The organism is Zoogloea sp. (assembly GCF_041904905.1).
Classification (GTDB): Bacteria; Pseudomonadota; Gammaproteobacteria; order Burkholderiales; family Rhodocyclaceae; genus Zoogloea.
Map to the genome: position 1 here is coordinate 1 of NZ_JAYRMI010000101.1, position 10774 is coordinate 10774.

Here is a 10774-nt window from a genome sequence, read left to right on the forward strand (position 1 = left end):
GTCCTGCTCTACACCGGCGGCGTCAAGTCGTGGTCCATCGTTTCCGCCTTGCAGGATCTGGGCATGAAGGTGGTCGCCACCGGCACCAAGAAGTCGACCGAGGAAGACAAGGCGCGCATCCGCGAACTGATGGGCGACGACACCAAGATGATCGACGACGGCAGCCCGAAGGCGCTGCTGTCCACCTACCACGAGTACAAGGCCGACATCCTCATCGCCGGCGGCCGCAACCTCTACACGGCCCTCAAGGCGCGGATTCCCTTCCTCGACATCAACCAGGAGCGGGAATTCGGCTACGCCGGTTACGCCGGCATGGAAGAGCTGGCCCGTCAGCTGGCGCTGTCGATGGGCAGCCCGGTGTGGGCGTCGGTGCGCAAACCCGCCCCGTGGGCCGCCAAGCAAGGCCCCGGCTCCGTGCTCGCCGCCTGAGGAGATCAAGATGGCTGAAATCGTCCATTCCAAGAAGGCGCTGGCGGTCAATCCGCTCAAGGTGAGCCAGCCGGTGGGGGCCTCGCTGGCCTTCCTGGGCCTGGGCCGGAGCCTGCCGCTGATGCACGGCTCGCAGGGCTGCACGGCCTTCGGCAAGGTGTTCTTCGTGCGCCACTTCCGCGAGCCGATCCCGCTGCAGACCACGGCGATGGATCAGGTGGCGTCGATCATGGGCGCCGACGACAACGTGGTCGAGGGCCTGCGGGTGCTCTCCGAGAAGAGCAAGCCCGACGTGATCGGGCTGGTGACCACCGGCCTGTCGGAAACCCAGGGCACCGACATCCGCCGCACGGTGCGGATCTTCCGCGAGAAGCACCCGGAGTACGCCGGGGTGGCGGTGGTGCCGGTGAACACGCCCGACTACGTGGGCTGCCTGGAGAGCGGCTACGCCCTGGCGGTGGAATCGATGATCGACGTGCTGGTGCCCGAAGGCCGCAGCGCCGGCCGGCGGCCCAAGCAGGTGAACGTACTCGCCTCGGGCATGCTCACCCCCGGCGACATCGAGGCGATCCGCGAGTGGATCGAAGCCTTCGGCCTGCGCGCGGTGGTGCTGCCGGACATCGGCGACTCCCTCGACGGCCACCTCACCGACGCCGAGTTCTCCTCCCTCACCATCGGCGGCACGCCCCGGGCGGAGATCGAGATCATGGGCGAATCAGCCGCCACGCTGGTGGTCGGCCCGTCGCTCTACAAGGCGGCCGATCTGCTCCACGCCCGCACCGGCGTGCCCGACTACCGCTTTGCCGGCTTGATGGGGCTGGAGGACTGCGACACCTTCACCCAGGCGCTGGCCGACATCTCCGGCCAGCCGGTGCCGGCGCGCATCGACCGCTGGCGCGCCCAGCTGCAGGACGCGATGGTCGATTGCCACTTCATGCTGGGTTTTGCCCGCGTGGCCCTGGCCGCCGACCCGGACCTGCTGGGCATGCAGGCCACCTTCCTCACCGGCATGGGCGCAGAGATCGTCGCCGCGGTAAGCCCGGCCAAGCACGAGAGCCTCGCCGCGTTGCCGGTGCCGAAGATCGTCATCGGCGACCTGGAAGACCTGGAGAAGGACGCCCGCGCCGGCGGCGCCCAGGCGATCGTCGCCAACTCCCACGCTGCGGGCACCGCCGAACGGTTGGGCCTCCCCCTGATGCGGGCCGGCTTTCCCCAATACGACCAGGTGGGCGGCTACGCGCGCACCTGGGTGGGCTACCGCGGCACGCGGCAGGCCTTGTTCGATTTCGCCAACCTGATGCTGAGGCAACACCATGAACTCGAACCCTATCAATCAATCTACCGGGCCGAGCCCTGCCTCGGCGACCACCATGGCTCCCCGTCGTCTGCAACTGGTCTGGTCCATTAAAGAGGAGCCCGCCGCCGTGCTCAGGGTCGCCTTCGCCTCCACCGACCGCAGTCGGGTCAATCAGCACTTCGGCGCCGCCGAAGGTTTCGCCATCTACGAGGTGGTGCCCGACAAGGCCACCCTCGTGGGCGTCGCCGACTTTCCCGAAGAGGCGATGGACGGCAACGAGAACAAGCTCGCCGCCAAGGTGGAGTTTCTCGCCGGCTGCCACGCGGTGTACGTGATGGCCATTGGCGCCTCGGCGATCAAGCAGCTCATGGCCAAGGGCATCCAGCCGATCCGCACCGACGAGGTGGACGCCATCCCCGAGCTGCTGGCCGAGATCGGCCGCGCGATGAAGGAGGGCGGCGTGCAGTGGATCGACCGCGCCATCGCCGCCCAGACCAAATCCGACGACCGCTTTGCGGCGATGGAAGACGAGGGTTGGCAGGGATGAGCGCGCTTTTCATCGAACACCGCGGCGTGGTGCGCCGCATCGAGGGCGGCAAGGCCATCGTCGCCATGGAGACCGGCGGCTGCGCGTCCTGCGGCCACGTGAGCGCCTGCGGCATGGGCAAGATGGCCGGCGAGCGCCCGGCCACGCTGCTCACGGTGCCCCTCGAAGCGGGCGTCGAGGTGGGCGATGCGGTCTGCGTCGGCCTGCCGGCGGCGGGCCTGTCGGCCAGCGCCGTGCTCGGTTATCTCTTCCCGGCCATCGCCATGCTGCTGGGGGCTGCGCTTGCCGCAGCCTTCGACGGCCGCGACGGCGTCACCGCCCTGGGGGCGATGGGCGGCTTTCTCGGTGCCCTGATCCTCGCCCGCTTCGCCGTGGCCCTGGCGCCCCGCCTGATGCCGGCTCCGCGCCTCGTGCCCATCCGCACCCCTTCCTCACCCATTTCCATCCAGGAGTTTCATCATGACTGACCCCGTCGTCGAACGCGACCCCATCCTCGACACCGACTTCATCAAGGAGATGGCCCGCCAGATGCGCGCCCTCGACACCTACGGCACCTACCAGGGCTGGACGGTGGAGAAGATCCTCGACCCCTACATCCTCACCAAGGAGCGCAAGGCCGAGATCCCCCTCATCGGCGACCCGGACGACGTGACCATCTCTCGCGTCAAGGCCTTCTACAACGCCATCGCCGTGCTCATCGAGAAGGAATGCAAGCAGCTCGCCGTGCCGCTGGTGCACCTCACCCACGAAGGCTTCGGCCGGGCGCTCATCACCGTGGGCAAGCTGGTTGCCGTGGATCGCACCCTGCGCGACGTGCATCGCTTCGGCTTCGCCAGCCTCTCCAAGATGAAGGACGAGGCCGACAAGATCCTCTCCGTGGCGCTTGAGCGCATCGGCGAATACCCCGCCGTGGCCGGGATGTGAGCAGGGAGGCCGTCATGAGCACCGCCGAAGAGATCGCGGCCCTCGACAAGGAAGTGAAGAAGCTCAAGCGCATCGCTTCCGAATGGGCCTCCCAGCTGCACGACCTCGTGGAAGACCGCCTGCCCGCGGGCTACCACGAGATTCCGGGCATCTCCCAATCCACCTACGACGCCTGTCAGGCCTGGGCCGAGGCCAACGCCCGGCTGGCTGCGGCACAGAAAGGTTGAACCATCATGGCGCAGATCACTGGCCTGACCCGCGGGGGCGTTGCCTGGACGCCCGAATTCGTCACCAACCTGGATCAGGCCAAGTGCATCGGCTGTGGCCGCTGCTACAAGGTCTGTCCGCGCAACGTGCTCGATCTGGTCGAGCGCGAGCTGGAGGACGACGACGACTCCGACGACGACAACATGATGGTGATGTCCATCGCCAACGGCGCCGACTGCATCGGCTGCGGCTCCTGCGGGCGGGTGTGCCCGAAGGACTGCTACACCTACGCGCCGGCGAGCGTGTGATGGCCGGGCCCGTGCCTGCCGCCGCGCAGCCCGACGCCGCCACCGGGGCCGCCGTGTGCGCGGCCCTGCGGCGGGAGGTCGAAAGCCTGGGCCTGTCCATCGGCAACGAGCCCGACTGGTCGCTGCTCTCCTTCGAGGAGAAGACCGACCCCTTCTCGCAGGAGGTGAGTCTGGTGGGCACCTGGCGGGGCGCGGCCCGCTTCGGCACCGTCACGCTCTTTCCCGACGGGCGGGTGTTTGCCGAATACCAGGTGCTGCTGCCCCACCCGGACAAGCCCGACAGCTACGTGGAAGCCGTGCAGGTGTGGGGCAAGCCCGACACACTGCGCGGCGAGGCGGTGATCGCCGCCTACATGAGCTGACGATGGACGCCCAGCCGCGGCTGATCCTGCTGCACAAACACAAGACCAGCGGGCGGGTGCGTTTCCTGTGCCTGCCCTACGGGGTGGTCGCCTTCAAGGCGCTGCCGGCGCTGGCCGCGCTGCGGGACGAGGACTGGTCGCCCAAGGTCCAGATCCACCCCGCCGCCGTCGTGCGCGAGGCCGAGGTGCGGCTGGGCCTGCCGGAAGGCGCCATCGACCCGGAAGGCGACTTTCAGGCCTGGGTGGATACCCCCGGGGGCGACGTGCCGGTGCTGCTGGGCGTGTTCGCCGGCATCGACCCGCCCTTTGCGGCGGCGGAGCGGGCCGGCGGGCGCTTCATCGCGATCACCGAATCCCGCGCCCTCAGCGACGTGGAGCGCCAGCTCCTGCGCCGCACCTACGAGCACGTGCTGGGCTGACCCGCGCCGGCTCACAGCCCCGGCATGGGCACAAAGCCCGGCAGCGCCCTGACCCGCGCGATCCACGCCCGGATGTGGGGAAAGTCGTCCAGCGCCACGCCGCCTTCCGGCGCCAGCGCCACGTAGGGGAACACCGCGCAGTCGGCAATGGTCGGCCGGTCCAGCGCCAGCCAGTCATGGTCGGCCAGCCGGGCGTCGATCAGCGGCAGGATGCGCGCCGCCCGGCGCAGGGTGTCGGCCTTGTCGAGGGCGTAGCCGAACTTGTCCACCAGCCGCGCCGCGCAGGGGCCGTTCTGCACCTCGTTGGCCGCGGTGGACAGCCACTGCACCACCGCGGCCATCGCGGCGGGTTCGGCGGGCAGCCAGGCGTCGTCGGCGTAGCGGCGGGCGAGGTAGACCAGGATCGCCTGGGAATCGCGCAGCACCACCTCGCCATCCACCAGAACGGGCAGTTCGCCCCAGGGGTTGAGTTCGATGAGGGGCGCGCGCTTGTGCTCGCCGGCCAGGAAATCCACCGCCACGATCTCCAGCGGAATGCCGGCCAGGGCGGCGAACAGGCGGACTTTGTAGCAGTTGCCGGAGTGGGCGAGGTCGTACAGCTTCATGGGGGGGTCTCCTTGGGTTGGGGGGTGTCAGGGGGCGGGCGTGGCCTGGGTGGCCAGCTCGCGGGCGGAAAAACGCGGGGTGATGTGCTGCGAGCAGTTCCAGTCGAAGGCCGCCACATGCAGCACCAGCACCCGCTCGGTGGGCGGCGCGTCGGGCAGGCTCACGGCGGCCAGCAGCGCGGGCGGGGCCTCGTCGGCCGGCAGCACGTCGATCTCCACCAGCAGCTTGAGGCGCCGCCGCCGGGGGTAGTCCATCAGGATCAGCGCCGCCTTGGGGTGGCCCAGCAGGTTGCCCACGCTCACGAACTGGCGGTTGCCGCCGTAGTCGGCGAAGGCCAGGGTGCGCGCGTCGATCGCCTGCAGAAAGCCCGGCGGGCCGCCCCGGTGCTGCACGTGGGGCCAGCCGCCTTCGCCCACGGTGGCCAGATAGGCGCTGTCGCGCGCGGCGATGAAGCTGCGCTCCCGCTCGCCCAGGCTCGCCTCCGGGCTGCCGGCGGGGGTGGGCAGCGGTGCACCCAGAAAGCGCGCCTGGGCGGCGCGAACGCCGGGGGTGCAGGTGAGGTCGGCAAAGTGGCGGGACATGAGGCTTCTCCAGAGCGTTTTGCGTATCGTGATCCTTTCGGTGGCGGCAATAAACGGGGCTTGCGGAATTACATTCATCCGCCAATCGGTTTAATCTTGGCCCCCATGGACAAGTTCAAGGCGATGAACATCTTCATCGGCATCGTCGAGGCCGGCAGCCTGACCGCCGCCGCCGAGCGGCTCGGGGTGTCGCTGGCGGCGGTGGTGCGCAGCCTCGCGGCGCTGGAGGAATCCCTCGGGGTGCGCCTGCTCAACCGCAGCACCCGGCGCATCGCGCTCACCGAAGAGGGACGCGACTACCTGGAGCGCAGCCGGCGCCTGCTGGCCGATCTGGCCGACATGGAGAACGCCGTCGCGGCCCGGCGTGCGCGGCCGTCCGGGCGGCTGACGATCACCGCGCCGGTGATGTTCGGCCGGCTGCATGTGGCCCCGGTGGTCACCGACTTCCTCGCCGAGCACCCCGAGATGAGCGTCGAGCTGCTGCTGGTGGACCGGGTGCTCGATCTCCTCGACGAGAGCATCGACCTGGCGCTGCGCATCGGCCCGCTGCCCGATTCGGGGCTGGTGGCGGTGCCGGTGGGCAGCACCCGCCGGGTGACCTGCGCGAGCCCGGCCTATCTCGCGCGCCACGGCCGGCCCACCCACCCGGCGGAGCTTGCCGGCCATGCGGCGATCCGCCTCACCGGGCTGGGCGACGGGCACGAGTGGCACTTCGAGCGGGGCGGCGAGCGGCTGCGGGTGCCGGTGCGGGGCAGCTTCGCCACCAATCAGGTGGACGTGGCGCTGGACGCCTGCCGCAAGGGCATCGGCTGCGGGCGCTTTCTGGCCTATCAGGTGCAGGCCGCCGAAGGGGCGGGCGAGTTGCAGCGGGTGCTCGACGACTGGGCACCGCCCGCGGTGCCGGTGAGCCTGCTCTACCCCCACGGGCGCCTGCTGCCGTCCCGGGTGCGGGCGTTTGTGGATTGGGCGGTGCCGCGGCTGCGCCTGCGCCTCACCCCCGGCACGCCGCAGGCGACGGGGCAAAGCCACCCTTTGTCGTAAACCCGACACCCCTCCGACACCCGGCGCCGCCCATCAAGGCCCGCCAAAACAACGGTTTAGCTGCAGCGCCTGGCGTGGCACGGCGCTTGCAGATGGGAGGTATCAACCCCCCATTGGAGAACCGCGATGATTAACCTCACCCCCGCTGCCGTCAAAGCCGTCCAACGCTTCATCCGTGGCTCCGAAACCCCTGTTGCCGGCCTGCGCCTGGTGGTGTCGGGCGGCGGCTGCTCCGGCCTCCAGTACGGCATGAAACTCGAAGCCGAGAAGGCCGAGGACGACTGGGAGCTGGAGATCGAAGGCGTGAAGCTGCTGGTGGACCCGATGACCATGCCGATGATCGACAACGTCACCGTCGACTTCGTGGACACCCTCACCCACACCGGCTTCAAGTTCGACAACCCCAACGCGACCGCCAAGTGCGCTTGCGGCTCTTCGTTCTCGGTTTAAGGAGTCACCGTCATGTGGGAATACTCAGACAAGGTCCGCGAGCACTTCTTCAACCCGCGCAACTCCGGCCCGCTGGAAGAGGCCAACGGCATCGGTGACGTGGGCTCCATCCAGTGCGGCGATGCCCTGCGCCTGATGCTGAAGGTGGAACCCGAGACCGAAGTCATCCTCGACGCCCACTTCCAGACCTTCGGCTGCGGGTCGGCGATTGCCTCGTCCTCCGCCCTCACCGAGATCATCAAGGGCATGACCCTCGACGAAGCCCTCAAGGTGAGCAACCAGGACATCGCCGACTACCTGGACGGCCTGCCCCCCGAGAAGATGCACTGCTCGGTGATGGGCCGCGAGGCCCTGCAGGCCGCCATCGCCAACTACCGGGGCGAGGAGTGGAGCGACGACCACGAGGAAGGCGCGCTGATCTGCAAGTGCTTTGCCGTGGACGCGGTGATGATCGAGGACGTGGTCAAGGCCAACGACCTCAACACGGTCGAGGAGGTCACCTTCTACACCAAGGCCGGCGGTGGCTGCGCCGCCTGCCATGAGGGCATCGAGGAGATCCTCGCCAAGGTGAAGGCCGAGCGCGCCGGCCCCGGCGAAGTGTCGCCCCCGCCCGCCTGCCCGGCCACCCCGGAGGCGCCCAAGCCGCCCGCATCCAAGCTCACCCTGGTGCAGAAGATCAAGAAGATCGAGGAGGTGCTCGAATCCGTGCGCCCCATGCTCCAGCGCGATCACGGCGACGTGGAGCTGGCCGACGTGCAGGGCAAGAAGATCTACGTGCACCTCAAGGGCGCCTGCTCCGGCTGCATGATGGAAGCGGCCACCCTGGGCGGCATCCAGCAGAAGATGATCGAGGCGCTGGGCGAGCTGGTGCAGGTGCTTCCGTCCTCCCACATGCCCGTCGAAGCCTGAGATGAAGGACGCCCCCCGAAGCGCCTGCGGCGCCTCCCCCCACTGGGGGGCGGGCCGGCCGCTTCGGAGCGGCCGTGCGCAGCCGGCCCGAAGGGTTGGCACCTTCGATCAGTGCGGGTGACGCGCCCGCTTCGCACCGCGAATTGAAATCCAACAGAGAATCAGAGAGGCCCGTGCCATGAAACCCGTCTATCTCGACAACAACGCCACGACGCGGGTCGACCCTGCGGTGGTGGAGGCCATGCTCCCGTTCTTTACCGAGCACTTCGGCAACGCCTCGTCCATCCACGCCTTCGGCAGCGAAGTGGGCAAGGCCCTCAAGAAGGCGCGCAGCCAGGTGCAGGCGCTGCTGGGCGCCGAGCACGATTCGGAGATCATCTTCACCTCGTGCGGCACCGAATCCGACTCCACCGCCATCCTCTCCGCCCTCAAGGCCCAGCCCGAGCGCAACACGGTCATCACCACCGTCGTCGAGCACCCGGCCATCCTCACCCTGTGCGAATGGCTCGAGAAAGAGGGCTACATCGTCCACAAGCTCAAGGTGGATAAAAAAGGCCGCCTCGACATCGACGAATACAAGTCGCTGCTGAATGACCGGGTGGCCGTGGTGTCGGTGATGTGGGCCAACAACGAGACGGGCACCCTCTTCCCGGTGGAGGAGATGGCCGCGCTGGCGGCGGCCAAGGGCATCATGTTCCACACCGACGCCGTGCAGGCCGTGGGCAAGATCCCCATCGACCTGAAGAACACCAAGATCGACATGCTGTCGCTCTCGGGCCACAAGCTGCACGCCCCCAAGGGCATCGGCGTGCTCTACCTGCGCCGTGGCTGCCGCTTCCGCCCCCTGCTGCGGGGCGGCCACCAGGAGCGCGGCCGGCGTGCCGGCACCGAGAATTCGGCCTCCATCGTCGGCCTTGGCATGGCCTGCGAGCTGGCGATGAAGCACATGGACGCCGAGAACACCACCGTGCGCGCCCTGCGGGACAAGCTGGAGCAGGGCATCCTCAGCCAGATCAGCCACTGCTTCCCCACCGGCGACGTGGCCAACCGGCTGCCCAACACCAGCAACATCGCCTTCGAGTACATCGAGGGCGAGGCCATCCTGCTGCTGCTCAACAAGCTGGGCATCGCCGCCAGCTCCGGGTCGGCCTGCACCTCGGGCTCGCTGGAGCCCTCCCACGTCATGCGGGCCATGGGCATCCCCTACACCGCCGCCCACGGCACCATCCGCTTCTCGCTATCGGTGTACAACACCGAAGACGAGGTGGACCGCGTGATCGCCGCCGTGCCGCCCATCATCGAACAACTGCGCAAGCTCTCGCCTTACTGGGGCGAAAAAGGCCCCTCCGCCAACCCGGAGGCCAGCTTCGCCCCCACCTACGCGTAGGCATGCGCCGAACCTCACTCCTCGAGCAGTAACCAAGGCTTGGCCCCGGAAGCGATTCCGGGGCATTTTTTTGCAAGCCCGCCGCGTGGCCCGCAAAACACGAAAACACCATCGAATCTGGCTGTTTTGCAGCAATGCCACACAAAAAACGGCCATCCGACAGCGCCAAAGCTTGATCGGTGGCGCCAAACATCGTTTTTTGTGCGCCAAACACAGTTTGGCGCCGCCGATCTTTGTTTGGCGTCACAAGAACTGAGTTTGGCGCCGCCGATCTGAGTTTGGCGTCACCAAACACAGTTTGGCGCACGCCAAAGTGTGTTCGCCGCACGCCAAAGTGTGTTTGGCGGTGCCAAAGTGTGTTTGCCGCGCGCCAAACTGTGTTTGGCCGTGCCAAAGCAGCTTCGACCTCGCCAGACCTGCTTGCCTCAACCCATGATCGATGTTGGCGCCCCGGCATCGAAGCTTGGCGCCGCAGCACGCAAGCTTGGCCCCGCTCCGGTCTTTCCTCCGCCGACGATCTGCTGACGCCGCGCCAGGAACGGGTGTGACGATCGTTCAGGGTGACCCGTCGATGGTCATCGGGTGTTGTGGGCGCCCTGTTCTCCAGGCGCCCGCCCGGCCCGGATTGCGGAGGCCGCACTATTTCTCCGCTTCCAGTTTCTCCACGACGAAGGAATCGATGATCCGATCAACCAGATTCTGGACTTTCACGTACTCGGCGTTTTGCTCGATTCGCGCCCCGTACATATGGCCGAACGCCAGGTAGAAGTAATAGTTCGAATCGCCTACCGGGAGCAGCCAGACGTCGTGCTCGTCCATGCCCGGCACGGTCGGGCTTCTTTCGCGCAGATGTACCCAGCGGTTACCGTTGCGCACCACGTATTCGGTGGGGTCCAGGAACGCTCTGAAATGGGTGCCTTCGGCGATCTTTTCTGCATTGTAGTCACGGGTCCAGGTTTCTTTATCCAGAATAAGGTGTTCTATCGACTCGGCGCGCCGGTCCCGGATACCTAGCGTCACCGCGCCCCCGGCGGTCCAGTCACCGCAGAATTCATCGAACGTCATGAAGTCGTAGCCAAAGTAGGCGTTTCTGTGCTTGGTGCCGAGCAGCTGGGATGCTGCGCTTCTTCCCGGGTGTGGAGGTTGATAGTCACGTCGATTCAGGATGTAACCTGGTACCGGCGGATTCGGGGTCCTTGCCTCGCCACTGGTATACGTCACCATCTCGAATCGGACATCGCCGGGTTCGGCACCGCTATAGCACGCGCTGATATTGACGCCGTCCAGGTAGGCGTGGGAAACGCGGT

Annotated in this window: 16 protein-coding genes; 13 read left to right on the plus strand and 3 right to left on the minus strand. The window is 67.6% G+C overall.

The window, feature by feature from the left end; all coding sequences use genetic code 11:
• The 9 genes from ACE3N6_RS18145 to ACE3N6_RS18185 all read left to right on the plus strand — a co-directional run.
• Positions 1-429, plus strand: a 429-nt coding sequence (locus tag ACE3N6_RS18145) for a nitrogenase component 1 (RefSeq protein WP_374247230.1), incomplete at its 5' end; no start/stop codon positions are given.
• Between the two features lie 10 nt (positions 430-439).
• Positions 440-1837 carry a nitrogenase iron-molybdenum cofactor biosynthesis protein NifN gene (nifN, locus tag ACE3N6_RS18150; protein WP_374247231.1) on the plus strand — a complete coding sequence of 466 codons (1398 nt, stop codon included), beginning with the start codon at positions 440-442 and terminating at the stop codon, positions 1835-1837.
• A 16-nt stretch (positions 1838-1853) separates the two neighbouring features.
• A complete protein-coding gene (locus ACE3N6_RS18155; RefSeq protein WP_374247232.1) occupies positions 1854-2273 on the plus strand; it encodes a NifB/NifX family molybdenum-iron cluster-binding protein in 420 nt (139 codons plus the stop codon).
• Positions 2270-2740 carry a SoxR reducing system RseC family protein gene (locus tag ACE3N6_RS18160; protein WP_374247233.1) on the plus strand — a complete coding sequence of 157 codons (471 nt, stop codon included), beginning with the start codon at positions 2270-2272 and terminating at the stop codon, positions 2738-2740. Before ACE3N6_RS18155 ends, ACE3N6_RS18160 begins: the two co-directional genes overlap by 4 nt.
• Entirely contained in the window at positions 2733-3197 is a 465-nt protein-coding gene (locus ACE3N6_RS18165; protein WP_374247234.1) for a NifX-associated nitrogen fixation protein, read from the plus strand. The genes ACE3N6_RS18160 and ACE3N6_RS18165 overlap by 8 nt, the downstream gene beginning before the upstream one ends.
• 14 nt (positions 3198-3211) lie before the next feature.
• Complete coding sequence (locus ACE3N6_RS18170) at positions 3212-3424, plus strand: CCE_0567 family metalloprotein (RefSeq protein WP_374247235.1); 213 nt, start codon at positions 3212-3214, stop codon at positions 3422-3424.
• Positions 3425-3430: 6 nt separating this feature from the next.
• Positions 3431-3712, plus strand: a complete 282-nt coding sequence (gene fdxB, locus ACE3N6_RS18175; RefSeq protein ID WP_374247236.1) for a ferredoxin III, nif-specific — start codon at positions 3431-3433, stop codon at positions 3710-3712.
• Complete coding sequence (locus ACE3N6_RS18180) at positions 3712-4074, plus strand: hypothetical protein (RefSeq protein ID WP_374247237.1); 363 nt, start codon at positions 3712-3714, stop codon at positions 4072-4074. The genes fdxB and ACE3N6_RS18180 overlap by 1 nt, the downstream gene beginning before the upstream one ends.
• A gap of 2 nt (positions 4075-4076) precedes the next feature.
• Positions 4077-4493: a hypothetical protein gene (locus tag ACE3N6_RS18185; RefSeq protein WP_374247238.1), complete on the plus strand. Its 417-nt coding sequence runs from the start codon at positions 4077-4079 to the stop codon at positions 4491-4493.
• Positions 4494-4504: 11 nt separating this feature from the next.
• Here the strand turns inward: ACE3N6_RS18185 and ACE3N6_RS18190 are convergent, their stop codons facing one another.
• Positions 4505-5098, minus strand: coding sequence for a glutathione S-transferase family protein (locus tag ACE3N6_RS18190; protein ID WP_374247239.1), 594 nt, complete (start codon positions 5096-5098; stop codon positions 4505-4507).
• A gap of 27 nt (positions 5099-5125) precedes the next feature.
• Positions 5126-5680, minus strand: a complete 555-nt coding sequence (locus tag ACE3N6_RS18195; protein WP_374247240.1) for a pyridoxamine 5'-phosphate oxidase family protein — start codon at positions 5678-5680, stop codon at positions 5126-5128.
• Between the two features lie 105 nt (positions 5681-5785).
• On the opposite strand from ACE3N6_RS18195, the gene ACE3N6_RS18200 reads away from it, so the two are divergent.
• The 4 genes from ACE3N6_RS18200 (at position 5786) to nifS (ending at position 9467) form a co-directional block, all read left to right on the plus strand.
• A complete protein-coding gene (locus tag ACE3N6_RS18200) occupies positions 5786-6721 on the plus strand; it encodes a LysR family transcriptional regulator (protein ID WP_374247241.1) in 936 nt (311 codons plus the stop codon).
• A 126-nt stretch (positions 6722-6847) separates the two neighbouring features.
• Positions 6848-7171, plus strand: a complete 324-nt coding sequence (locus ACE3N6_RS18205; RefSeq protein ID WP_374247242.1) for a HesB/IscA family protein — start codon at positions 6848-6850, stop codon at positions 7169-7171.
• A gap of 12 nt (positions 7172-7183) precedes the next feature.
• The gene (nifU, locus tag ACE3N6_RS18210) at positions 7184-8080 is read left to right on the plus strand and encodes a Fe-S cluster assembly protein NifU (protein ID WP_374247243.1); all 897 of its coding nucleotides are present in this window, start codon (positions 7184-7186) and stop codon (positions 8078-8080) included.
• Between the two features lie 178 nt (positions 8081-8258).
• Positions 8259-9467 carry a cysteine desulfurase NifS gene (nifS, locus tag ACE3N6_RS18215; protein WP_374247244.1) on the plus strand — a complete coding sequence of 403 codons (1209 nt, stop codon included), beginning with the start codon at positions 8259-8261 and terminating at the stop codon, positions 9465-9467.
• Positions 9468-10106: 639 nt separating this feature from the next.
• Here nifS and ACE3N6_RS18220 read toward each other — a convergent pair.
• Positions 10107-10774, minus strand: a 668-nt coding sequence (locus tag ACE3N6_RS18220; RefSeq protein ID WP_374247245.1) for a DUF769 domain-containing protein, incomplete at its 5' end; no start/stop codon positions are given.